The sequence below is a fragment of the Pedobacter panaciterrae genome, from assembly GCF_013204795.1.
Lineage (GTDB): Bacteria > Bacteroidota > Bacteroidia > Sphingobacteriales > Sphingobacteriaceae > Pedobacter > Pedobacter panaciterrae.
This window is the reverse complement of the sequence record NZ_JABMKW010000017.1, coordinates 1-24,026: the sequence shown is the minus strand read 5'-3', so window position 1 is coordinate 24,026 and position 24,026 is coordinate 1. Positions and strand designations below refer to the sequence as shown.

Here is a 24,026-nt window from a genome sequence, read left to right as displayed (position 1 = left end):
ATGAAAAAATGGGGTTTTCTCATCGGCATCTTTGCATTTTTTAGTGCCGAATCAGTTTTTGCAGCTAAGGTTGATACGGTATCGACCTATAGCGCTGCAATGAAGAAAAATATTAAGGCTGTTGTAATTACTCCTGAGGGTTACAATGAAGGCAAGACATATCCAACAGTTTATTTACTGCACGGAGCCGGAGATGCTTATTCTGGTTGGGTAAATAAGGTGCCATCAATTAAGGAATATGCAGATCATTATCAGATGATCATTGTATGCCCCGATGGAAATGTTACCAGTTGGTATTTTGATAGTCCTGAAGACCCCGCCTGGAAATATGAAACTTATGTAGCTACTGAACTGGTTAATTGGATAGATCAAAAATATAAGACCATAAAAGATAGAAAAGGTCGTGCAATTACAGGTTTAAGTATGGGCGGCCATGGTGCACTATATTTGGCCTTTAAACATCAGGACATATTTGGCGCTGCTGGTAGTATGAGTGGTGGTGTAGACATTAAACCTTTCCCGTTGAACTGGGACATCGCCAAGCGCCTTGGACCTGAAGATAAATATCCTGAGCGTTGGAAAGCAAATTCTGTTATCGATTTAACCTATCTACTTGTTCCTAACAAACTTGCTTTAACTATCGATTGTGGCTCTGAAGATTTTTTTTACAATGTGAATATCAAATTGCACGAGAAACTGCAATACAATAACATTCCGCATGATTTTACCATCAGACCGGGATCTCATAACTGGGATTATTGGAAAAACGCGATCGGATTTCAACTGATGTTCTTTAATAATCAATTCATCAAAAAATAATACGTTTTCATAAATAACTAGAGAAATCTGCTGGAATTATTCCTATTTTAGAAGGACAAAACCGATAGTTACCCTTTATAAATAAGAACATGAATACAACAGATCGCAGAAGTTTTCTCAAAGATTTAGGAATGTTATCTGCAGCTGCAGGACTTTCTTCTTTAATTCCGTTTGACGCACTGGCACTCCCTAAAAAAGAATTTTTCAGTATATCTTTAGCTCAGTGGTCATTGCATAAATCATTGTTTGGCGGTAAGTTAACAAACCTTGAGTTCCCTATAAAAGCTAAAAAAGATTTCGGTATTGATATAGTTGAGTATGTAAGTCCATTTTTTAATAAAAAAGAAACTGATCCGGCATACCTGAAAGAACTAAAAAGCATAACTCAAAATGAGGGAATTCAAAATCACTTAATCATGATTGACGGAGAAGGTGAATTGGGAAATCTTGATGAAAAAGCGCGTTCAAAGGCTATTGAAAATCACCATAAGTGGGTGGATGCGGCCAAAGTGCTTGGTTGTAAAACGATTCGGGTAAATGCAGCAGGAAATGGATCTGAACAGGATGTGAAAACTGCAGTGGTGGATGGTTTAGGCAGACTTACTGAATATGGTAAGCAAAATAAAATCAACATTATAGTTGAAAATCATGGAGGGTATTCTTCTGATGGAAAATGGTTGTCGGATGTTATGAAACAGGTTAATAGCCCTTATTGTGGCACCTTGCCTGATTTTGGTAATTTTAGAGTGAGTGCAGATAGAGTGTACGATATGTACCAGGGAGTAACTGATCTGGTTCCATTTGCAAAAGGAATTAGCGCGAAAACCTTTAATTTCAATGAAAAGGGTGATGAAAAAGATATCGACTACGATCGCATGTTTAAAATTATTAAGGATGCAAAATGGAGTGGTATTGTGGGTATTGAATATGAAGGCGAAGGTTTGTCGGAAGATGAGGGAATCAAAAAAACGAAAGAGCTGTTGTTAAGAATACAAAAGCAATATAAATAAAACAAAACAGGCCGGTATTACCGGCCTGTTTTGTTAAAGAGTACTATACTAATTTTTTGTACCTAATGCGATGAGGAGTTACATCGCCCAGGCGTTTTTTACGGTTTTCCTCGTAATCACTGTAGTTGCCTTCAAAGAAGTAAACCTGAGAGTTTCCTTCAAAGGCTAAAATGTGTGTACAAATACGGTCTAGGAACCAACGATCGTGACTGATTACAACTGCACAGCCACCGAAGTTTTCCAAGGCTTCTTCTAGTGCACGTAAAGTATTTACGTCGATATCATTGGTTGGCTCATCCAGTAACAATACGTTTGCACCTTTCTTTAAAGTGATGGCTAAATGCACCCGATTACGCTCTCCGCCAGATAAAATGCCAACTTTCTTTTGCTGATCACCACCATTAAAGTTGAATTTAGAAACATATGCACGCCCATTTACCGCTTTGTTACCCAATTGGATATTATCTAAGCCATCAGTAATATTTTCATATACCGTTTTGGCAGGGTCAAGGTCATTGTGCATCTGATCTACATAACCAAGTGAAACAGTTTCTCCAACACGGAATGTCCCGGTATCTGGAGTTTCCTGTTCAGTAATTAGGCGGAATAATGTTGTTTTACCTGCACCATTAGGGCCAATAATACCTACTATACCGGCAGGTGGTAAAGAGAAACTCAGATTCTCAAATAACAATTTATCGCCATAAGCTTTGGTAACATTGTTTGCCTCAATAACTACATTCCCCAATCTTGGTCCAGGCGGAATAAACAATTCCAATTTGTCTTCTCTTTCTCTCGAATCCTCTGATGCCAGCTTGTCATAGTTTGATAGACGAGCTTTAGATTTAGCATGACGCGCTTTCGGTGCCATACGTACCCACTCAAGCTCTCTTTCAAGAGTTTTCTGACGTTTGCTCTCCGTTTTTTCTTCCTGTGCCAAACGTTTAGCCTTTTGATCTAACCATGATGAATAGTTTCCTTTCCATGGAATACCTTCACCTCGGTCTAACTCAAGAATCCATCCGGCAACATTATCAAGGAAATACCTATCGTGGGTTACTGCAATTACAGTTCCTTTGTATTCTTTTAAAAACTGCTCTAACCAATCAATACTTTCAGCATCAAGGTGATTCGTAGGTTCATCTAGTAATAAAACATCTGGTTCCTGCAGTAGTAAACGACACATCGCCACACGTCTTCTTTCTCCACCCGATAGTACTGAAATTTTTGTATCCGGATCTGGGCAGCGAAGCGCATCCATTGCACGTTCTAATTTGTTATCCAGCTCCCATGCATTTACAGCATCAATTTTGTCCTGAAGCTCACCTTGTTTGGCCATTAGTTTATCCATTGCATCAGCATCTTCGTAAACTTCCGGCAAACCAAACTGTTCATTAATAGACTCGTATTCTTTAAGGATAGCGGTAATTTCAGCTACGCCCTCTTCAACAACCTCTCTAACTGTTTTGTTTTCATCTAGTTCCGGCTCCTGTGCAAGATAACCTACAGTGTAGCCCGGAGAGAAAACAACTTCGCCTTGAAAAGCTTTGTCAATACCAGCAATGATCTTCAAAACCGATGATTTTCCCGATCCATTTAAACCAATAACACCTATTTTTGCACCATAAAAAAAGGAAAGGTATATGTTCTTTAAAACCTGTTTCTGAGGGGGGTAAATCTTATTTACCCCGGCCATTGAAAATATTATTTTCTCGTCTGACATCGTTGTTTCTTGTTAGTATAGTTTTTAGTGGAAAAAGGACACATTTGAGCCCTATTCAGAGCAAAGATAAGAAAACGTCTGTCAAAGATTTTTTCTATGTTTACATTAACCAATTTTTTAGATAGCTAAATTCACCTGTAGCAATAAAATTAAGTAAATGAATTGTTTCAAAAAATGCAGAAAACAGGCTGTCCCTTTCCTGGTTATATTGTTATTGCCTCTTATTGGCCTTTCTCAGAAAAAAGGTACTTCCTCTAAAACATTTGATCTGCTGATTGGTACTTATACCCGGACTAATGAAAGCAAGGGTATATTGGTTTATCGATTTGATGACGAAAGTGGTAAAATGACCTATTTAAACCACATCGATGGTGTAGAAAATCCTGCTTTTTTAACAGTAAGCAATGATCTTAAGTTTGTTTATGCGGTTAATTCGAGCAAAGTAGGAGAGGTAAGTTCATTTAAATTTGATCGTTCAACTGGTAAGCTGGAATTTATCAATAAGCAATCGTCCTCAGGCGTGGGGCCAGCCCATGTTGCTATAGATAGGGATGGTAAAAATGTATTTGTGTCTAATTATGGGAGTGGTAGTTTAACTGTTTTGCCCATAAATGGCGATGGCTCTTTAGCGCAGGCATCGCAAACAATACAGGATGAGGGAGGGAGTGCCAATAAATTAAGACAGGAGGGGCCGCATGTACACTCGGCTCTATTGTCAAAAAATGAGAAGATACTGTTTTATGCTGACCTTGGAACAGATAAGATAAACATTTATAATTACGATAGTAGCAAAAAAATGCCTTTAACGCCTGCTGAACCTGCCTTTGAAAGTGTACAACCTGGTAATGGTCCTCGTCATATGGATTTCTCTCCAGATCAAAAATACCTTTACCTTGTGCAGGAAATGACAGCGATTGTTAATGTATACAGCTATAATAATGGGAAGTTAACGTTTTTACAAAGTGTTAATATGATGCCAGAAGCCTTTACTGAAAATAGTGCAGCAGATATACATGTATCGCCCAATGGCTTGTTTTTGTATGCATCAAACAGAGGTAATGCCAATAATATAGTAGCTTATGCTATCAATAAAAAGAATGGTAGGTTAACATTTGTTGAACGATACAATGTTGATAAGACGCCAAGAAACTTTGTGATAACTCCGTCTGGCAATTTCATGCTGGTTGCAGCCCAAGATGCCAATAATGTTTCGGTTTATAAAATAAACAAAGCAACCGGAAAATTGACAGGAACATCTGTTAAAATAGACGTTGGGCAGCCTGTATGCTTAAAGTTGGTTCCAGCTGAATAGGATGGTTGGGCCGTCATTTTATTTGATCTGGCAAAAGTCTGCCATTTTGGTAGTTTTTTTATTGATAATATCCAGTTTTGACAGGTGATATTATTCCATAAAAATCATTACATTTATACGACAAAGTGATCTGAATATGTTTAAAACAGTTAATTAAGCGTTTCTGGCCTATAGATATATGTGGAAGTATTGAAAATTATGCGTAAATGAATTAGTCAAAGATTGGTAACATTTATGAAATTACGGCAGTTCCAACATCTAATTAATAGTCAATGGCGTAATTGTTGATAAAATAAAAAAATCAGGGATGCTTTTTATTAAACAATTTTTATAGTTTAGAGCATTCCGGATTTTAGAAAGGTATATATGGAAGCTAAATTTTCTCCACAAGTAAAAGACGTGATTTCTTTTAGCAGGGAAGAAGCCCTGAGATTAGGTCACGATTACATAGGCGCAGAACATCTTTTGTTAGGCCTTATTCGCGAAGGCGATGGTATGGCTATTAAGATATTGAAATCATTAGGAGTTGATACTTCAAAACTTCGCCGCTCAATTGAGGATTCCGTAAGAGGTACCTCAAGTGTAACAGTAAATCTGGGCAACATTCCTTTAACCAAACAAGCTGAAAAGGTTCTTAAGATAACATATCTGGAGGCAAAAATCTTTAAAAGCGATTTGATAGGAACCGAGCATTTATTGTTGTCTATCCTTCGTGATGATGATAATATTGCGTCGCAGATTTTATTACAATACAACGTTAATTACGAAATCTTTAAACAGGAGGTTGAAGTGAATAAAAACGGATTCAAAGACGAAACTCAAAATAGTGCATCAACAGGCGGTGATGAAGATTATCGTGAGGAAGAGAGCTTTAGCAGCCCTAAAAAAGTTTCTGACATAAAATCTAAGACCCCGGTTTTGGATAATTTTGGAAGAGATTTAACAAAAGCTGCTGAGGAAGGAAGACTAGACCCGATTGTTGGTCGTGAAAAAGAAATTGAGCGTGTGTCTCAGATCTTATCGCGTCGTAAAAAAAATAATCCAATTTTAATTGGTGAGCCGGGTGTTGGTAAATCAGCTATCGCCGAAGGATTGGCCTTGAGAATTGTTCAACGCAAGGTATCAAGAGTTCTTTTCAACAAACGTGTAGTTACTTTAGACCTTGCGTCTTTGGTTGCAGGTACTAAATACCGCGGGCAGTTTGAAGAACGTATGAAAGCTGTGATGAACGAGCTTGAAAAATCTACAGATGTAATTTTGTTTATTGATGAGATTCATACAATTGTAGGTGCAGGTGGTGCTTCTGGTTCACTGGATGCATCGAATATGTTTAAACCTGCATTGGCCAGGGGTGAAATACAATGTATTGGTGCCACAACGCTTGATGAATACCGTCAGTATATAGAAAAAGATGGTGCATTGGATCGTCGTTTCCAAAAGGTAATGATTGAGCCTGCTACACCTGATGAAACTATCGAGATATTAAACCGTATTAAAGAAAAATACGAAGATCACCACGGTGTAACATATACCGACGAAGCAATTAATGCTTGTGTGGCCTTAACATCAAGATACATTACTGATAGGTTTTTACCAGATAAAGCTATTGATGCTTTAGATGAGGCCGGTTCAAGAGTTCACTTAACGAACATTCATGTTCCAGAGAACATCATCGAAATTGAAAACAAGATTGAAGAGATCAAGCTTGAAAAAAATAAAGTTGTAAAAAGTCAGAAATACGAAGAAGCAGCTAAATTAAGAGATACTGAAAAAAATCTTTTAGAGGAGTTGGATCGTGCTAAGGCTGAATGGGAGAATGAAACTAAAACTAAGCGTTATACCGTTACGGAAGATAACGTTGCTGAGGTTGTTTCTATGATGACTGGTATTCCGTTACAACGTGTAGGACAAACTGATAGCGTTAAGCTATTGAATATGTACGAGACTGTTGGACAGAAAATTATTGGTCAGGATGATGCCATTAAAAAACTGACTAAAGCAATTCAACGTACCAGAGCCGGATTAAAAGATCCTAAAAAACCAATTGGTTCATTTATTTTCTTAGGTCCAACGGGTGTTGGTAAAACTGAATTAGCTAAGGAACTTGCTCGTTTTATGTTTGATAGTGATGATTCACTAATTCAAATTGATATGAGTGAGTACATGGAGAAATTTGCGGTATCACGTTTAGTGGGCGCGCCTCCGGGATATGTGGGTTATGAAGAAGGTGGTCAGTTAACTGAAAAAGTTAGACGTAAACCTTATGCCGTAATTCTTTTGGATGAGATTGAAAAAGCTCACCCTGATGTGTTCAACATATTATTGCAGGTGCTTGATGAAGGACAGCTTACAGATAGTTTAGGTCGTAAAGTGGATTTTAGAAATACCATTATCATTATGACTTCTAATATCGGTGCCCGTCAGCTAAAAGATTTCGGACAAGGAGTAGGTTTCTCTACTTCAGCTAAAGTGAACCAGGTTGATGCGCACTCAAGAGGGGTTATCGAAACTGCATTGAAACGTGCATTTGCTCCTGAGTTTCTTAACCGTGTTGATGATGTGGTTGTTTTCAATTCTTTAGGAAAAGAAGAGATATTCAAAATCATTGATATAGAATTGAAATCATTATTTGGCCGCGTACATAATTTAGGTTACGAAGTTAAATTAACAGAGAAAGCGAAAGAGTTTATCGCTGATAAAGGTTTTGATTCTGCCTTTGGAGCCAGACCTCTTAAACGTGCAATACAAAAATATCTTGAAGATCCAATTGCTGAAGAAATCCTTAAAGGAGATATTCATGATGGAGACACTTTGGAAATCGATTATGATAAAGAAGGAGATGTTATTGTTGTAGAAAATAAAAGTCCGGGTAAGAAAAAGAAAAAAGAAGAGGGAAGTGTAGAATAAACTACCACCTGTGACTATAAAACGCCTGTTAGATGAACATCTGACAGGCGTTTTCTTTTACACTGATTTTCATTTTCTGAGGTTGACTTAGTGTTTATATTACACTTTTTATGAAATTATATGGGTGCAGATTTTGGTTTATCAATTATTGCCTCTATTTTAGAGAATAAATAGGTTAGGTTAAAATATTTGTTGTATCAAAATTTTATAAATGAAAGTGAAATTATCATTGTTAGTGCCCTTAGCATTTCTTGCTGTTCAAACTACTCTGGCACAGGAGAAACCCGAATCTTATAAACAACAATTGGAAGGCACAAAGTTGTCGTTCGATATGGTTGCTATTCCCGGTGGTGAATTTATGATGGGAAGTAAAAAGGGGAATGCTGATGAACAGCCGGTTCACAAAGTGAAAGTTGCCCCATTTTGGATGAGTACCTACGAAGTGATCTGGGATAATTATGAGCCATTTTTATATAAGGATTACGAAGCAGCACATAGTACTGCTCCAATTCCAAAAAATGTTGATGCAATAACAAGACCTACAAAACCGTATCTGGATATGACTTTCGGAATGGGTAAAGAGGGGCAACCTGCACTTGCTATGACTCATTATAATGCTATTCAGTATTGTAAATGGCTTTATGCCAGGACAGGCGTTTTTTACAGGCTTCCTACTGAAGCGGAATGGGAATACGCTTGCCGCGCAGGTTCTGTTACCGAATATTCTTTCGGAAACGACGGTTCAAAATTAGGTGATTATGCATGGTTTAATGGAAATAGCGATGGTAAAACTCATGTTGTTGGTCAGAAAAAGCCAAATGCGTGGGGATTATACGATATGTATGGAAACGTTGCAGAATGGACCTATGATCAATATCTGCCGGATTTTTATGCATCAGTAAAAGGTGATAAGTCAAATGATCCTGTTGCTGTTCCAGAAAAATTATATCCAAATGCAGTTAGAGGTGGTGCATATAATGATGAAGCTAAAGATGCTCGTTCTGCATCCCGATTAGCGTCAGACCCTAGTTGGAAACAGCTGGATCCTCAGATTCCAAAAAGTAATTGGTGGTTTCCTGAAGCTCCTTTTGTCGGAATGAGGTTAGTTAGACCAGTAACACCTCCATCAAAAGAAGAGATAGATGCTTATTATAGCAAGGCTCCTATTAAAGATTACTAATAAACCAAACATACTAAGAACCATATATAAACCTAAATTACAATGAACAATGAAGAACTGCGCGACAAACGCCGCGAATTTTTAAAAACTTCGGCTCTTGTAGCCGGAGGTGTTATGTTAAATGGAGTTGCTTTTGCTAACGGCGGAGCGCATTCATCTGTAGATGACACCATCAAAATTGCATTAATTGGTTGCGGCGGTCGTGGTACCGGTGCCGCTTTTCAGGCATTAAGTACTAAGCAAAACCTAAAGTTGGTAGCTATGGCTGATGCTTTTAGCGATAGACTAGAAAGTGCATACAAAGAGATCTCTGAAAAATTTGGAGCCAAAGTTGATGTTCCTCAGGAACGTAGATTTGTAGGTTTTGATGCTTATAAAAAAGCAATAGCCCTGGCGGATGTTGTTTTGTTAGCAACTCCTCCAGGATTCAGACCTAGTCACTTTGAAGAAGCAGTTAACCAGAGCAAGCACATATTTATGGAAAAACCAGTGGCTGTTGACTCGCCAGGTATCCGTAAAGTTTTAGCAGCTGCCGAAATTGCAAAAACTAAAAAATTAAATGTTGTTGTAGGTCTGCAGCGCAGATATCAGAATAACTATAGAGATGTTATTAAACGCATTCAGGATGGAGCTATAGGCGATATCACTGGTGGTCAGGTATATTGGAATAGTGGTGGCGTTTGGGTGAAACCGCGTGAAGCCAGCCAAACTGAAATGGAATATCAAATGCGTAACTGGTACTATTTTAACTGGTTATGTGGTGATCATATAGTTGAGCAACACGTACACAATATTGATATTGCGAATTGGGTTAAAAATGCTTATCCGGTTTCTGTTCAAGGTACTGGCAGCCGTGCCTGGAGAACTGGAAAAGATTATGGTGAGATCTATGATAACCACTCTGTAGAATTAACTTATGCAGATGGTTCTGTAATTAACAGTCAGTGCCGCCACTTTGAAGGTATTGATAACCGTGTTGATGAAAGCTTCCATGGAACTAAAGGTCGTGTTTTCTTATCTGCAGGTAATGAAGGAAGATTATATGACACTAAAAATAAACTGATCTATAACTACAGTTCAAAAGTAAACCCTAATCCTTATCAAACTGAGCACGACGAGCTTTTTGCTGCTATTGCTAAGGGTGAATATAAATTCTGGGATGCAGAACGTGGTGCAAAAAGCTGTATGACAGCCATTATTGGTCGTTATGCAACTTATTCTGGAAAAACAATTAAATGGGATGATGCTTTAAAAGCAGAGAACAGTTTATTCCCTGATGAGTTGAGCTGGACTGCAAAACCTAAACTATTACCTGATGCTAATGGATTGTATCCAATTCCTACACCAGGGCAAACTAAGGTGATATAAACGTTACTAACGTAATGTTTTTTATAAATAAAGCTTTTATTTTATTGCTGCTGTCGCAAATTTTTCTTCTTTTTAAGAAGGAAGATCTGCGACAGTATGCTATACATGGTTATGCTCAGGGAACTGATTATTCCATTAAGTATTTTGCTCGGGATAGCATTGTAACGAAGGGTAATGTAGATAGCATTCTTATGGTTATCGATTCATCTATGTCGCTATACAAATCATATTCTTTGATCAATAAGTTTAATGCTTCTTCGAACGGGATTGTTTTAGATCCACATTTTGCTAAAGTGATGGCAAAATCTTTTGAGGTGTATAAAGCTACCAAAGGAAAATTTGACGTAACTGTTGAGCCTCTTGTACAAGCATGGGGTTTTGGTGCAAAGCCAATAGATAAATTCCCCGATAGTGCTCGGGTAAAGGAATTACTGAAGTGCGTAGGCATGAATAACCTTAGTTTAAAAGGTAATTTCCTTAAAAAACAAAAGCCATGTATAAATGTAGATCTTAATGGAATTGCCCAGGGATACAGTGTTGATGTAGTGGCTGATTATTTAATTAACAAAGGAATCACATCGTTTGTAGTAGAAATAGGAGGCGAACTAAGGATAAAAGGACCGAAACCTGATGGAACATCAATGAATATAGGGATTGAAGGACCTGCAAATTCACCAAATGCCGAACCTGAAGTAAGGCATGTTATCAGCATTAATGATGGAGCAATAACTACTGCGGGTAATTATAGAAAATATTTGCAAAAAGGCTCCTGGAAGGTTGCACACCTAATTGACCCTAAAACGGGTTATCCTTTAGATAATGCATTGATAAGCGTTACAATTTATGCAAAGGACGCTATTACTGCCGATGGATATGATAGCCCCATAATGGCTATGAATGTTAATGAAGCACTTGATTTTGCAACCAAAAAAAATATGGAAGCGTATATTATTTATCACCGAAAGGACGGAAGCGTTGCCGATACACTTACGGCGGGATTTAAAAAAATGATAATAAACTAATCCATTGTTAAAAAAAGTACCTAACCAAAAACCAAAAATATGAACAGAATAGAATTTTTAAGAAATAGCTTTGTCGCCACTGGTGCGCTTGTGGCCGGGTCTTCAATAAATGGACTTGCTGCAGACAAAACTACTACGGGGCAAGGCTCAGCCTTGGCTGGTAAAACTTTTAATCTAGATTATGCTCCTCATCAGGGAATGTTTAAGAATAATGCCGGTGATAGCTTTCTGGATCAGATTAGATTTATGCATGATCAGGGTTTTCGTTCTATTGAGGACAATGGCTATTTAGGAAGATCAGTTGATGAACAAACAAAAATAGGAGACCTGCTTGCCAAATTGGGCATGAGAATGGGTGTTTTTGTTGTTGATGGAGGGGATAACTGGAAAACATCGTTAACAACAGGCAAAAAAGAGTTTAAAGATAAATTCGTAGAGACCTGTAAAAAGTCTGTAGAAGCTGCAAAAAGATGTAATGCAAAATGGTTAACAGTTGTTCCGGGATTTTACGAACGCAAATTACCTTATGGAAATCAATTTGCAAATGTTGTTGATGCTATGAGGGCTGGTGCCGAAATTTTTGAACCCCATGGTTTAATAATGGTACTGGAGACCTTAAGTGATACCCCTGAGTTATTTTTACAACAAACGCATGAAACCTATGCTGTTTGTAAGGCAGTGCAGAGTCCTTCATGTAAAATTCTTTATGACATTTATCATATGCAGAAAACTGAAGGGCAGTTAATAGTTAACATTGATAGATGCTGGGATGAGATTGCCTACATTCAAATAGGTGATAATCCTGGAAGAAATGAACCAACAACCGGTGAGATTAACTATAAGAACTTATTCAAACACCTTTATGAAAAAGGGTATAAAGGCGTTATGGGTATGGAACATGGTAATTCAAAACCAGGAAAAGAAGGTGAACTTAGAGTAATACAAGCATATAGAGAAGAAGACAACTTTCTTTCTTAGTGTTTTAAAATAGATCGAGTTGAGCTTTGGGGATTTTAAACAAACCAGGGTTCAACTCAATCTTTTTCTCGTTTAGGTGGTTCAGCCGACAATGAAGTTTAAAGTTATCTCTAATTAACTGAGCGATATTGCCATCGCCCCTCATTCTATCTCCAAATCTGCTATCGTTTACATTTCCACCGTGACAGGACTGAATCATATGCCACACCTTCTCAAAGCGATCAGGGTAGTTTTTGCGCAGCCAGTCTTCAAATATCCCTCCAATAGCGCCATTAAGTCGTACCACAGTATAACCCGCTGATATTGCCCCACAATTGGCAATAGTTTTTAGAATAACAGGGATTTCATGATCGCTTAGACCTGGAACGAGCGGGGCAACCATAACGCCCATTGGAATTCCTGCTTTGCTTAGCTCTTCCACTATTTTTAATCGTTGTTTGGCAGTAGTTGTTCTCGGTTCCATTTTTGAACGGAGCTTTTCATTTAAGCTATTAATCGAAACATATACCATGCACAAATTAAGTTTAGCCATTTCCTGCAGAATATCCAGGTCACGAAGTATGAGCGCATTTTTTGTAATCATCCCGATGGGTTGCTTATAGGTCAAAGCAATTTCTAAAAGCTGACGCGTTATTTTGAAGCGTCTTTCTGCGGGTTGATAGCAGTCTGTATTGCCAGATAATGAAATAGTAGATGCATCCCATCCTTTACGCTCCAAAAACTTTTTGAACAGGATAGGAGCGTCTGTTTTTACTATGATTTTGCGTTCAAAATCTAATCCAGCGCTAAATCCCCAATACTCATGCGCGTTTCTTGCATAGCAATAGGTGCAACCGTGTTCACAGCCCTGATACGGATTTAGAGAGTATAGCATGCCTACATCAGGACTATCTACTTTGTTTACAATAGATTTTGATTTGCCAAAAATGAAAGTGGTCTTTTGATCCTCCTCTTCCCATTCGTCAATTCCTTCATCATGTTCCTTTACATAATCATTTTTAGCAAAACGATTATGAGGGTTAAACTGAGCCCCTCTTCCTTTGTGGTAATTGTCGGGTGTTTCTTTGTCTAATATCATTAGTTAAAATTACTAAAAATATTAGTATCTTTGAAAAGAAGTTATTCACTATTTTGTGATGGGATGTAATCTTTATTTGCGCTTTAGAGGTATATAGTCCATAGGTACCATATCCGCTATTTTCTCATAAGCCCAATAGCCTTCGTATAAAAAGGATCTCGAATCGTGAATACCCCCGTTCTCATAGAATCGAACTGGTCCGTTCATTAAATTGGCTACAGAGATTTCATAGCTTGGCAAATCCAATGGTCGGAAAATCCAAAATCCGGTTTTTGAATAAGCTAAGGATTCTTTTTCCTTTGTGTATATCACACAAAGCGCGTCAGTATAGTCAAGTAGCTTTAAATTCTGATTGTAATAATGAACCAGCGTGTCTGGAAGCACTTCTGTACGGTCAAGTTTATCAAGATATTTAGGCATATCTTGCTGCTTTTGCCAAAAATTAACTTGTGCCGTGTCTATTTTAGCCGCGGTTTTAAAGATACCAGTCTTTGGTGGAATGGTTCTCAGTTTGGCTAATTTCTCATTTATTACCTTATCTGGGTAACGGTTAGGATTAGGAACTTTAATCATTTTGTTAATGATGAAGCCTTCTTCTTTAGTTTTGTTTTGATAGAGGGATTTAAAAAAGTGTTGGGAAGAGCCATAATATGCAATTTCGCGATTTATGGTATATTTTTTTCTTCTTGCTGATGAAGCCCTTAGTTCCTCAAAAAATGGATGCCCCGAGTAATAAATTATGCGTGTTCTGGAGTTGTACTCAAAATTATCAAGCATATATTTTAAGCGATATCCTAAAGCTTTATTTTCAACTATTAAAAACTCATCTGTTTTTACCGTAAGTAAGCTTTTGCTGACATCATAATCTATATTAAGGACCTGAGGATTTAGTATTTTACACTGGGCAGCATTTGGCGATTTACCAATAAAGAACTCTTTAAACTGCTCAATATATTTGGCCCTGTTAGGATCTGCACGAATTACTACTTCATTTAACTGAACTGTATTCTCTTTAAGGGTTAGTTCTACCTCTACTGATTTATCGGAAATGACAACATTTTTGGAATAGGGCAGGTACCCTACCATTTGAACAAGGATATCGTAATTCCCTGGTTGCAGGTTGTTTATTTTAAAGCGGCCATTGTTATCGGCTGCCGTAGCTATTTTATAGCCACTAATGTAAACACCTGCACCAGGTAAAGTTTCTTTCTGATCTCTGACAACACCACTAATTGAATATGAATTTTGTGCATAAACAGTAATAGAAAAACATATTAGGGAAATGGCTAATGACAGTCGACGGATCATAATTATAAACTAACGGGTTATTCTTCTAATCCCATTTTCTGCATAACGATATCGCTAACGCCTGTTGATGAATACCCACCATCATGGAACAGGTTCTGCATGGTAACCATGCGGGTTAAGTCAGAGAAAAGAGTAATACAGTAATCTGCGCATGATTCAGCATCGGCATTGCCCAATGGAGCTATGGCATTTGCATAATCGTAGAAGTCGCCAAAGCCTTTAATTCCTGCTCCGGCAGTGGTTTTAGTTGGCGATTGAGAAACTGTATTGATGCGAACTTTCTTCTCCAGGCCGTAATGATAGCCAAAACTGCGGGCAATTGATTCAAGCATTGCTTTAATGTCTGCCATATCTGTATAGAACGGATAGGTTCGCTGAGCTGCCATATAGGTTAAAGCTACAACACTGCCACCTTCATTTATTGCATCAAGTTTTTTGGCTACAGCAAGCATTTTGTGAAATGAAAGTGCAGAAACATCTATGCCTTTTTGATAATAATCGTAGTTTAACTCTGTGTAAGGAATTTTTTTACGAATGTTTACACTCATGCCAATTGAATGGAGCACAAAGTCTATTTTACCACCTAATATTTCTTGTGATTGGGTAAACAGATTTGTAAGTTCATCTACATTGGTCGCATCAGCAGGAACGATCTGAGAACCTGTTTTTTCTGCCAAAGCATTAATCTCACCCATTCTCATGGCAATAGGAGCATTGGTTAAAACAAATTCAGCACCTTCTTCATGTGCTTTTTCCGCAACTTTCCATGCTATTGAATTTTGATCTAATGCTCCTGTAATGATACCACGTTTACCTTTTAGTAAGTTATACATATCTTTTTATTTTGGTTCTTCTTATGATTTATCGAAAGTAATAAAAATCTAAAAGATATGTGTGGCGGTTATTGTTAAAGATTAGTTAAAACCAAGCAGCTCCTGAGCATTTTTTAGGGCCGATGCACCAGGGTCTTTACCACTAAGCATTTCAGCAATTGCCCTTATTCTATCTTCAGGCTTTAATTTTCTAATGCCTGTTGTGGTACGCTCAGTCTCTTCATTTTTATAAACAAAATAATGAGCATCACCTTTTGCTGCAATTTGAGGTAGGTGAGTAATGCATATTACCTGCATATTCTGTTCCAGATCTCCAATTACATTACCTACCCGAACGGCTGTCTCTCCTGAAATACCTGTATCGATTTCGTCAAATATTAAGGTAGGTAGTGAGGTGTGCTTGGCCATGATGGACTTAATAGCCAGCATCAGTCTGGACAGCTCTCCTCCGGAGGCAACTTTACCCACAGGAGCAGGCGCCTGCCCGCTATTGGCAGAGAATAGTAAGGTGATATTGTCTTTTCCGTCCTTATTCAATTCAGGAAGTACATTCTGTTCAATTTTAATTTTAGCATTGGGCATGCCAACCTGACTAAGCACCTTAGCTACCTGATCTTCTGTATTGGTTATAGATTTGCTTCTGTTTGCCGATAGTTCGGTCGCTTTGCGTTCCAGATCTTCCTTCATCAAGGCTATTTCTTTTGTAAGTCGTTCAATCTCTTCATCTCCGCTTAATAGCTCACTTAGATTTTGGGATAATTGCGCTTCAATAGCCTGCAATTCTTCAATAGTATTTACCCTGTGTTTTTGCTGGAGATTATAAATGATGTCTAACCGTGCGTTAATTTCCTCAATTCTGGAAGGGTTAAAAATAATTCCTTCTTCAAATGCTACAGTTTCCTGAGCAATGTCTTTAATTTCTATAAGTGAAGACCTTAGGCGTTCGTTTAATGTGGCATAATCAGGATTAAATTTCTCAATGCTTTGAAGCTGATTGATAACCTCTTTTAATAGAGGTAGCACAGCTGTTTCCTGTTCACTCAGTATATTCTGACTATTTAAAAGGCTTCTTTTGATGCTTTCAGCGTTGCTAAGCATTTGTAATTCAGTTTCAAGCTGTTCCTGCTCGCCGGACTTTAAGGCCGCGGTTTCCAATTCATTGAAAAGGAACTGTTCGTAGTCTTGTCTACTGCGGGCTTCTGCAGCAGCTTCCTGTAAAATGGATAGTTGTTGCTGTGTTTTCTTATAAACTTTATACTGCTCACGGTACTGAGCCAACAAGGATTGATGATTTGCCAGGGTATCTACCACTAGCAGCTGAAAGCCAGGGTCGTTTACCTCTAGTGTAGCATGCTGAGAGTGTATGTCAATGAGTTTCTCGCCAACTTGCTTCATTACAGTAAGCGTAACGGGAGTATCGTTTATAAATGCTCTAGACTTTCCATCTGTGGATATTTCCCTCCTTAAAATACTTTCGTTATAAAAGTCAATATCGTTTTCTTCGAAAAGAGATTGTAATGTAGTGTCGCTAAGCAGAAATTGCCCCTCGATAATACATTTTTTGTCCTGATTAAAGAAATACTTAGTTTCGGCACGCTGACCCAATATAAGGGAGAGTGCGCCAAGCATGATAGACTTACCGGCACCTGTTTCGCCAGTGATGATATTTAAACCTTTATTAAGTTCCAAATCAACACTATCTATTAAAGCATAGTTACGAATAGAAAGTTTTTGTAGCATATTACTCTGCTAAATTATGAAAACTTAATCAATGGATGTTTATTCTTACAAACAAAAAAGCAGAAGATTTCTCTTCTGCCCTCAATCTAATTTTATTGTGTGGTTTAATAATTTGTGTGATCTGTGTTTGATCAATTCAGGTCTATATCTGTTTTAATTCCTTTTTTCTTTTTTAATGCTATCAATTCCATTGTCAAATTTTCTTTTCAGCTCTTTATACTCAGGTGAGTTTTGTAGCTCTTTCATCTCCTCAATATGTTTTTTAAATTCAGGAGAATTTATCTTTTCACGCATCAGATCAATGTTTTTCTTCATCTCGGCCTGTTGTTTTTTCCATTCATCAGAATTAAACTTTTTGCTCATTTCTGCAGCATTTTTCTGAATATCAGCTTGCTGCTTTTTCCATTCTGGCGAATCAAATTTCTTGCGCATATCCTGAGCAATTTTAAATGCCATTTCTTGTTGTTGCTTGAACTCTTTTGAGTTTATCTGATTGCTCATTTCAATGGCTTTTTGCTGAATCTCTGCCTGTTGTTTTTTCCATTCAGGAGAATCGAAATGCTTCGCCATTTCTGCGGCATTTTTTTGAACATCTTTTATCTGTTGCTGAAATTCAGGCGATTTTATGTAAGCCATGCTTACCTTTGTTACCGAGTCAAGATTAAACTTATAATCGAACTTAAAATCATTCATAAATGATTCATTAACTACTTCCTGCCTTAAACTATCAGGCATTTCTTTAAGCGAGTTATATTCTTTTTTATTCCCTTTAGCGTCAACGGTAACAATTTTGAACTTGTTTTTTTTCTTTGTGGTATCTGTTTTTACAAGGTCATTATCGCAGTCCTCGTTAGCAACTGGTGCTAATAGTGTCTGTATTTTTGATTTTATAGCTATTCCTTCTATATCAACCTTTTTGTTATGTTGATTGGCCTTATTTATAGCAGGAGCTTTTTTTGCAGGACTAATCCAAGCTAAGGATACTATAGTCGCTATTGTTAATGTTATAGCCAAAATCTGCTGTTTGGCATTCATATAATTGGTTTTCATGTCCGTAATTCTTTTAATGCGTTGATACAAATGTTGATCTTTTCCAGTTGCTGCCATTGAGAGGGCAGGAGTGGTTTTGTTTTTTAATATTTCAAGTTTTAAAAGTGCATGTGCATAGGTTAGTGGGCTACCAGTAAATTTTAGAACAAGATCATCACAAGCATGTTCACGTTCTATATTGATTAGTCGGCCGCCCAGCCATACAAATGGGTTAAAGAAGAGTATGGTTTCAATACCGGTTTTTATTAAATTTAATAGATAATCGTTTCTTCGTATGTGCGAAAGCTCATGAATTAATATTGCTTCAACTTGTTTTATATCAAGCTGAGATGCCAAAGCAATTGGAAATAATACCACTGGTTTTAAATAACCTATAACCAGTGGAACATTTACCCTTGAGGATAAATAGAATTCAATATTCTGACGAAGATTTAATTTAGCCACCATAGTTTCAAAAACCGGGCGCCATGAAGCTGGAACGGGAGTACGGTCAGCCCATTTTAAATCTAGTAATTTCTTATAGCCAATAGCCAGGATAAATAGCTGAAACAATATGCCAATGCTATATATGCTAACCAGATAAGGGAAAAAGCTCTCTGTTATGCTACTCATATCCTGAGGCAAATGAATAAGGTATTCGGATTGCTGTACATTGGAAATTTGATTAGACGCAATCGCAACACTATTTACCGGAAGTTTAAACAGTGTAAAGAATGTGATGCAGAACCCCAGAAATATAAGGCACAATGCACCATAGGCCATATTGTGCTTGATTTTTGCATCAATTTTAGGAAATGCACTTGTAACAGCTACCAATATACCATAAATGATGGCGCCTTGCCATAGAGAGTGGAAGATGCTCCATCCGGTAGCTTTAATGAGGTTGTTTACTATTGCTTCCATGTGTTTATAGTTGGTTCTTTAGGTTTATTACTTACTTAATTCGTCAAGATATTTTTTTATCGAATCAATTTCATCTTTACTTGCGGTGTGGTTCCCAAGTGCTTGCATTACTAATCTCGCCGCCGATCCGTTAAAAACATTATCGATCATTTTATTTACGAGATGCTGTTCTGTTTTTTGTTGATTGAGAAGTGCCGTATAAATATGAGTTTTAGAAGACGTGTCGCGTTTAACAAGTCCCTTCTCGTGCATAATCTGCATTAGTTTTAGCGTAGTGGTATAACCAGACTCTTTGCTTTTCTCTAAAATCTCATGAACGTCTCTAACCGTACAATTACCCTTTTCCCACAATATCTGTAAGATCTCTAGTTCACTTTCTGTAGGCTTAAGGTTTATTGATGCTGCCATATTTTGTTTATACGAATTGTTTCGTATTCAAATGTACGAATGTATTCGTATAAACAAAATATTTTTAACATTTTTTTTTAATTGTTTTTAAGACCTTGATTAAGAGGGGCAATTGCCTGATTAAGCGTTTCGTATTTATTGATGTTGGCGGGATCAATTTGGACAAGCAGGTTGTATGCTTTTATACGATCAGATTGATCTCCGGTAGAAATAGAAAAGACATTCACAATCTCATCTGCTTTTGTAGAAAAGTAGAAGTTGGGAAAAATAGAACCTAATTTCTGTTTGTCCATTTGTTTTAGTCCACTAAGTAGGGTTATCATTTTTTTTACTCCACGGCCGGTATTTTCTTGCAAGCGATCAAGCCCGTTAAAATGATAGTCGTAAATAAATACTCTAAGTTCTTCAAAGGTTTTATTAAGTAGATTTTCATTTAGCCAGTAGCGGTTGCGTAACCCATCAAAGGCTTTCCAGCCTTTATTTCCAGATACCTGAGCATTGTTTAGAATGGTAGAGGCCCTCTTATAGAAAGGAGTGCCGCCAAGGTGACTAAAACTATCTTTATCTAAGCCAATAATGGTATAAGCGTAGTAACTTAGTAAAGAACTAAGATTGGAAATATAAGTTTGATCGGAGAAATCTAATGATTGGCCCTCAGCATAGTTGAAATCGAAATCTTTATCACTTAGATTAAGTAGCGTACTGTTATAAGCCGACGCGTAAACTGGTCTGCTAGATTGAAGCTGTGCCTCTGCTTTATAGGCAGCGCTGCCATCCCAATCAGTTATAGTGATTACAAAATTGCATTCGATACGCTCCTGTGGGCTATAATTTTCGTTACTCCACTTATTATTATTTAAGAATTCCCTTATGGTAGTTTCAAGAACTTCCAGATTTCTTCTGTCCATATTAGGGATAGTAGGAGCCTGTACCTGAACTCTTGCATTTAATTCCTGAGCATTAACAAAGGTTTGGCAAATAAAAAAGAAAAGTAAGATAAGTAAGTAGCGTTTTTTCATGCTTAAACAAGCTTTAAAATTTCATTGCAAATGTCTTTGGCAACCTCAGTTTTTGATTTCATTTCAAAAACTGTCTTCTCAAATGCTTTATTAAAGATAGTTATTTTATTGGTATCCATCTTAAAACCTGCTCCTTTGTCATTTAAGGAATTTAGGATAATGAGATCAAGATTTTTCCTTGTAAGCTTGTCCTTTGCATGTTCTTCCTCATTTTCAGTTTCAAGGGCAAAGCCAACAAGTATTTGATTTTCTGTTTTTAGTCTGCCTAAAGTAGCCAGAATATCTTCTGTCTTTTTTAACTCCAGGTTGAACTCCCCGCTGGTTTTTTTTATTTTCTGACTAGCGGTAGTTACTGGTGTATAATCAGCAACGGCAGCACTCATTACCATAATTTGTACAGTAGGGAATTCTTTTTGACATGCAGTTAGCATTTGAGCTGCGCTTACAACATCTATTCTTTTGAGTTGTTGTGAGCTTTTTTCAGCTGTTGGTCCTGTAATTAATGTTACGTCAGCACCTAAGCGAGAAAACTGGTCTGCAATAGCAAAACCCATTTTGCCAGATGAATGATTTCCGATAAAGCGTACAGGATCTATAGCTTCATAAGTAGGTCCTGCTGTTACCAGCACTTGTTTCCCAAGCAATGGAAGATCTTTACGTATTGTTTCTAATAGAAATGAAACGATTTCCTCAGGTTCAGCCATTCTGCCTTCACCATATAGGCCGCTAGCTAATTCTCCTTTGCCAGGAGAAATGAGAAGATTGCCGTATGACAATAGTTTATCTATATTGGTTTGAGTGGTTTCATGCTTCCACATATCCAAATCCATTGCCGGTGCAACTAAAACAGGACACTTTGCTGAAAGGTAAACTGCAGTTAGTAGATTGTCGCACAATCCAGTAGCCATTTTTGCTAACGTATTTGCGCTTGCGGGCGCAACGAGCATGTAATCCGCCCAGAGACCTAATTCTACATGATTACTCCAAACTCCGGTTTCTTCTTCAAAGTATTGAGTGTAAACAGGATGTTTTGATAGTGTTGCAAGTGTGAGCGGAGTGATGAAGTTTGCCGCATCTGCAGTGAGAATTACTTTGACGTTTGCGCCAGCCTTTACCAGTAGCCTTACCAGGGTTGCTGATTTGTATGCTGCAATGCTGCCGCAAACGCCTAGAATAATATTTTTATCTTTTAGCATGGTTTATAATGCATTGATGCAATTTAATACCTATGCGTGATATTATTGTTGCTCTTTAGCGGGATTTCTGTAATAAATTTTGTCGTTCAGAAATTCATCAATAGCAATTAATGAAGGTTTTGGTAAACGCTCATAATGCTTACTGATCTCAATTTGCTCTCTGTTCTCAAAAATCTCTTCAAGATTATCATTAGAAGATGCAAACTCGGCTAATTTGCCATGAAGCTCTTCTTTCATGTTATTAGAAATCTGATTAGCCCTTTTAGAAATAATTACTAAAGACTCATAGATGTTTCCGGTTTTTTGATCCAGATCATTAACATTTCTAGTAACCGTAGTATTTGGTATTGCGGGTTTATTCGTACTCATTATCTGTTGGGGGTTTTAATTGTATTAATTGCAGAACTATCTCTTTTAGCTTCTTTTGTTAATTGAGATTTATATTTTTCATAATTAGCAAGGCGTTCAGCTATAAAGCGTTTAGCACTTTCTATTCCAGATTCACTATCTTTCTTTAAGGCGTTTGCTTCCTTTAAGTATTTACTTTCAGGATGCGCTTCTGCAAATTCATTGGCATAAGTAATTGCTTCTGTGAAGCGGTCTTCCTGACGCTCCTCAATACTGTTTTTAGCAAAAGCGTACTGTGATTTGATCATTAATAAATCCATTTCCTCTGAATATTTAATATCAGGATAATCGATTTGTGCATTTTTTAGTGCTATAACAGCTGCTCTGTAGTTAGATGCTTCACCACCATTGCCACCTATTTCGTAATACATTTTTGCATTTGCATACGCTTTGTCTTCAAGTTTAGTACGCAGAATACCAATGTATTTTGCAGCCTCTACAGCACGTTCACTTTTTGGATAGAAGTTAATAAAGAGCTGTAATGCATCAATAGCTTTATAGGTATTTTCCTGATCTAAGCTAGGTCTTGGAGAATCCAGATAATAGCAATAAGCGCTCATATATCTACACTCTTCAGCATATTTACTAGTTGGATAGCTATCTGCAAACGATTTGAATTGATATCTTGCAGTTGTGTAATCTCTTAGTTTAAAGAGAGTCAGTGCGTAATAATAATTCAGTTCCTCGGCTTCAGCTCTTCCCCTGTATTTTTGAGACAAGTCTTCGAATAAGATCAATGCCTTAGAATAATTCTTTTTGTTATATAGCCTCATGGCCTCCTGGTACTTTTTTGCAACGTCGTTGCTCAGTCTGATCTTCTCAAACTGACTTTTACAACCAGCAATAGTAAGGGCTATAATGGTGAAACTTAATAGTAATACGTGTTTAATTTTAAACATTCTGCAAAGATAAGTTAATAATACGATACCGTCAATTAAAAATAATAGGACGCTAAGCTATGTAAAGGCATTCATCCTGTCAAGTGCTTAACATAATTTAACGTTTCCATTTTTATAAGCCATAGACATATACTTTAACACCTCGTCATTTATATCTTCTTTATAATATATTCGGAGGTGGTGATTGTAATCATCGCTACCTGGAACAAGTTTTATTTTTCGAAAACACATATTGTCTTCATATGGTTGTTTAAATGGAAATACAACATCAATAAAGTTTTTGCCAAACTGTATAACGTACGCGAAGTTGATGCGGGATGAGAAAGCTATCATTGTTTTGGTAGTATGGAATTTCACCTCGCCTAATTGTTGGTAACATGAAACCAAGTGATTAAAAAGCTCAATCGAGGAAGGTGATTTTCCTTGAAGGAATGCTGACAATGTGTTGTTATCCATAATAGCATATTGTATTTGTGCCAATCTATAAAGATAATTCATTTTCTGTTTACGTGGTTCTGATTTGTCTTGTTTGATTCTTGCTTATTGGAGTACATTTTAATAGTTGAGGTGTATTTTTTAACGACCTTCCAATGACTCTGAACGACTTTGAAACGACTCTGAACGATATTTTGTCGTTTGTAAGGCTTTTTGATGTAAGGTGTCAGGCGATGGCGTATTATACCTAATGTTATGTATACTATATATAGTGTAGAATTTGATGTGATTACGCACATAGTATATATATAATGTGAGGAGTCATTTTTGCCGGCCTTGTTTTACCTTCTGTGGTATTTTAAGATAAAGAATTAACCTGATTTTAACCTGCTGTTAATTTTTCTGGTTGTGGTTTAGCGAGTTAGGGATA

Annotated in this window: 20 protein-coding genes; 8 read left to right on the top strand and 12 right to left on the bottom strand. The window is 37.2% G+C overall.

Features of this window, described 5'->3' with window-relative positions:
* Together HQN86_RS11385 and HQN86_RS11380 are read left to right on the top strand one after the other, a co-directional pair.
* Positions 1–819, top strand: a complete 819-nt coding sequence (locus HQN86_RS11385; RefSeq protein WP_172661115.1) for an alpha/beta hydrolase — start codon at positions 1–3, stop codon at positions 817–819.
* An 89-nt stretch (positions 820–908) separates the two neighbouring features.
* Positions 909–1,829 (top strand): TIM barrel protein, encoded by a 921-nt coding sequence (locus tag HQN86_RS11380; RefSeq protein WP_172661114.1) that lies wholly within the window; start codon positions 909–911, stop codon positions 1,827–1,829.
* A gap of 43 nt (positions 1,830–1,872) precedes the next feature.
* Here the strand turns inward: HQN86_RS11380 and ettA are convergent, their stop codons facing one another.
* Positions 1,873–3,552 carry an energy-dependent translational throttle protein EttA gene (gene ettA, locus HQN86_RS11375; protein ID WP_172661113.1) on the bottom strand — a complete coding sequence of 560 codons (1,680 nt, stop codon included), beginning with the start codon at positions 3,550–3,552 and terminating at the stop codon, positions 1,873–1,875.
* A gap of 157 nt (positions 3,553–3,709) precedes the next feature.
* Between ettA and HQN86_RS11370 the strand changes: the two genes are divergently transcribed.
* The 6 genes from HQN86_RS11370 to HQN86_RS11345 all read left to right on the top strand — a co-directional run bounded on the left by HQN86_RS11370 (position 3,710) and on the right by HQN86_RS11345 (position 12,319).
* The gene (locus HQN86_RS11370) at positions 3,710–4,864 is read left to right on the top strand and encodes a lactonase family protein (RefSeq protein ID WP_172661112.1); all 1,155 of its coding nucleotides are present in this window, start codon (positions 3,710–3,712) and stop codon (positions 4,862–4,864) included.
* Positions 4,865–5,230: 366 nt separating this feature from the next.
* The gene (locus HQN86_RS11365; RefSeq protein WP_048907160.1) at positions 5,231–7,771 is read left to right on the top strand and encodes an ATP-dependent Clp protease ATP-binding subunit; all 2,541 of its coding nucleotides are present in this window, start codon (positions 5,231–5,233) and stop codon (positions 7,769–7,771) included.
* Between the two features lie 211 nt (positions 7,772–7,982).
* Positions 7,983–8,951, top strand: coding sequence for a formylglycine-generating enzyme family protein (locus HQN86_RS11360; protein ID WP_172661111.1), 969 nt, complete (start codon positions 7,983–7,985; stop codon positions 8,949–8,951).
* Between the two features lie 42 nt (positions 8,952–8,993).
* Positions 8,994–10,319: a Gfo/Idh/MocA family protein gene (locus HQN86_RS11355; RefSeq protein WP_172661110.1), complete on the top strand. Its 1,326-nt coding sequence runs from the start codon at positions 8,994–8,996 to the stop codon at positions 10,317–10,319.
* 14 nt (positions 10,320–10,333) lie between these two features.
* Positions 10,334–11,341 carry an FAD:protein FMN transferase gene (locus HQN86_RS11350; protein ID WP_172661109.1) on the top strand — a complete coding sequence of 336 codons (1,008 nt, stop codon included), beginning with the start codon at positions 10,334–10,336 and terminating at the stop codon, positions 11,339–11,341.
* A 39-nt stretch (positions 11,342–11,380) separates the two neighbouring features.
* Positions 11,381–12,319 (top strand): hydroxypyruvate isomerase family protein, encoded by a 939-nt coding sequence (locus HQN86_RS11345; RefSeq protein WP_172661108.1) that lies wholly within the window; start codon positions 11,381–11,383, stop codon positions 12,317–12,319.
* A gap of 4 nt (positions 12,320–12,323) precedes the next feature.
* Here HQN86_RS11345 and HQN86_RS11340 read toward each other — a convergent pair whose 3' ends face one another.
* From HQN86_RS11340 to HQN86_RS11290, 11 genes are all read right to left on the bottom strand, one after another.
* Entirely contained in the window at positions 12,324–13,397 is a 1,074-nt protein-coding gene (locus HQN86_RS11340) for a PA0069 family radical SAM protein (protein ID WP_172661107.1), read from the bottom strand.
* Positions 13,398–13,469: 72 nt separating this feature from the next.
* A complete protein-coding gene (locus tag HQN86_RS11335; protein ID WP_172661106.1) occupies positions 13,470–14,705 on the bottom strand; it encodes a carboxypeptidase-like regulatory domain-containing protein in 1,236 nt (411 codons plus the stop codon).
* A 17-nt stretch (positions 14,706–14,722) separates the two neighbouring features.
* A complete protein-coding gene (locus HQN86_RS11330; protein ID WP_172661105.1) occupies positions 14,723–15,538 on the bottom strand; it encodes an enoyl-ACP reductase FabI in 816 nt (271 codons plus the stop codon).
* Positions 15,539–15,619: 81 nt separating this feature from the next.
* On the bottom strand, positions 15,620–17,278 hold the full coding sequence (recN, locus tag HQN86_RS11325) for a DNA repair protein RecN (RefSeq protein WP_172661104.1): 1,659 nt from the start codon (positions 17,276–17,278) through the stop codon (positions 15,620–15,622).
* Between the two features lie 153 nt (positions 17,279–17,431).
* Positions 17,432–19,231: a M56 family metallopeptidase gene (locus HQN86_RS11320; protein ID WP_172661103.1), complete on the bottom strand. Its 1,800-nt coding sequence runs from the start codon at positions 19,229–19,231 to the stop codon at positions 17,432–17,434.
* A gap of 27 nt (positions 19,232–19,258) precedes the next feature.
* A complete protein-coding gene (locus HQN86_RS11315) occupies positions 19,259–19,639 on the bottom strand; it encodes a BlaI/MecI/CopY family transcriptional regulator (RefSeq protein WP_172661102.1) in 381 nt (126 codons plus the stop codon).
* Between the two features lie 77 nt (positions 19,640–19,716).
* Entirely contained in the window at positions 19,717–20,658 is a 942-nt protein-coding gene (gene porD / locus HQN86_RS11310) for a type IX secretion system protein PorD (RefSeq protein WP_172661101.1), read from the bottom strand.
* Between the two features lie 2 nt (positions 20,659–20,660).
* Complete coding sequence (gene coaBC, locus HQN86_RS11305; protein WP_172661100.1) at positions 20,661–21,854, bottom strand: bifunctional phosphopantothenoylcysteine decarboxylase/phosphopantothenate--cysteine ligase CoaBC; 1,194 nt, start codon at positions 21,852–21,854, stop codon at positions 20,661–20,663.
* 42 nt (positions 21,855–21,896) lie between these two features.
* A complete protein-coding gene (locus tag HQN86_RS11300) occupies positions 21,897–22,223 on the bottom strand; it encodes a DNA-directed RNA polymerase subunit omega (RefSeq protein WP_172661099.1) in 327 nt (108 codons plus the stop codon).
* Positions 22,223–23,161 (bottom strand): outer membrane protein assembly factor BamD, encoded by a 939-nt coding sequence (locus tag HQN86_RS11295; RefSeq protein WP_172661098.1) that lies wholly within the window; start codon positions 23,159–23,161, stop codon positions 22,223–22,225. The genes HQN86_RS11300 and HQN86_RS11295 overlap by 1 nt, the downstream gene beginning before the upstream one ends.
* An 87-nt stretch (positions 23,162–23,248) precedes the next feature.
* On the bottom strand, positions 23,249–23,617 hold the full coding sequence (locus HQN86_RS11290) for a DUF5655 domain-containing protein (protein ID WP_172661097.1): 369 nt from the start codon (positions 23,615–23,617) through the stop codon (positions 23,249–23,251).
* Positions 23,618–24,026 lie beyond the last annotated feature (409 nt).

Coding starts and splice junctions, on each gene's coding strand:
- HQN86_RS11385 (WP_172661115.1), top strand. CDS start 1: ATGAAAAAATGGGGTTTTCTCATCGGCATCTTTGCATTTTTTAGTGCC.
- HQN86_RS11380 (WP_172661114.1), top strand. CDS start 909: ATGAATACAACAGATCGCAGAAGTTTTCTCAAAGATTTAGGAATGTTA.
- ettA (WP_172661113.1), bottom strand. CDS start 3,552: ATGTCAGACGAGAAAATAATATTTTCAATGGCCGGGGTAAATAAGATT.
- HQN86_RS11370 (WP_172661112.1), top strand. CDS start 3,710: ATGAATTGTTTCAAAAAATGCAGAAAACAGGCTGTCCCTTTCCTGGTT.
- HQN86_RS11365 (WP_048907160.1), top strand. CDS start 5,231: ATGGAAGCTAAATTTTCTCCACAAGTAAAAGACGTGATTTCTTTTAGC.
- HQN86_RS11360 (WP_172661111.1), top strand. CDS start 7,983: ATGAAAGTGAAATTATCATTGTTAGTGCCCTTAGCATTTCTTGCTGTT.
- HQN86_RS11355 (WP_172661110.1), top strand. CDS start 8,994: ATGAACAATGAAGAACTGCGCGACAAACGCCGCGAATTTTTAAAAACT.
- HQN86_RS11350 (WP_172661109.1), top strand. CDS start 10,334: ATGTTTTTTATAAATAAAGCTTTTATTTTATTGCTGCTGTCGCAAATT.
- HQN86_RS11345 (WP_172661108.1), top strand. CDS start 11,381: ATGAACAGAATAGAATTTTTAAGAAATAGCTTTGTCGCCACTGGTGCG.
- HQN86_RS11340 (WP_172661107.1), bottom strand. CDS start 13,397: ATGATATTAGACAAAGAAACACCCGACAATTACCACAAAGGAAGAGGG.
- HQN86_RS11335 (WP_172661106.1), bottom strand. CDS start 14,705: ATGATCCGTCGACTGTCATTAGCCATTTCCCTAATATGTTTTTCTATT.
- HQN86_RS11330 (WP_172661105.1), bottom strand. CDS start 15,538: ATGTATAACTTACTAAAAGGTAAACGTGGTATCATTACAGGAGCATTA.
- recN (WP_172661104.1), bottom strand. CDS start 17,278: ATGCTACAAAAACTTTCTATTCGTAACTATGCTTTAATAGATAGTGTT.
- HQN86_RS11320 (WP_172661103.1), bottom strand. CDS start 19,231: ATGGAAGCAATAGTAAACAACCTCATTAAAGCTACCGGATGGAGCATC.
- HQN86_RS11315 (WP_172661102.1), bottom strand. CDS start 19,639: ATGGCAGCATCAATAAACCTTAAGCCTACAGAAAGTGAACTAGAGATC.
- porD (WP_172661101.1), bottom strand. CDS start 20,658: ATGAAAAAACGCTACTTACTTATCTTACTTTTCTTTTTTATTTGCCAA.
- coaBC (WP_172661100.1), bottom strand. CDS start 21,854: ATGCTAAAAGATAAAAATATTATTCTAGGCGTTTGCGGCAGCATTGCA.
- HQN86_RS11300 (WP_172661099.1), bottom strand. CDS start 22,223: ATGAGTACGAATAAACCCGCAATACCAAATACTACGGTTACTAGAAAT.
- HQN86_RS11295 (WP_172661098.1), bottom strand. CDS start 23,161: ATGTTTAAAATTAAACACGTATTACTATTAAGTTTCACCATTATAGCC.
- HQN86_RS11290 (WP_172661097.1), bottom strand. CDS start 23,617: ATGGATAACAACACATTGTCAGCATTCCTTCAAGGAAAATCACCTTCC.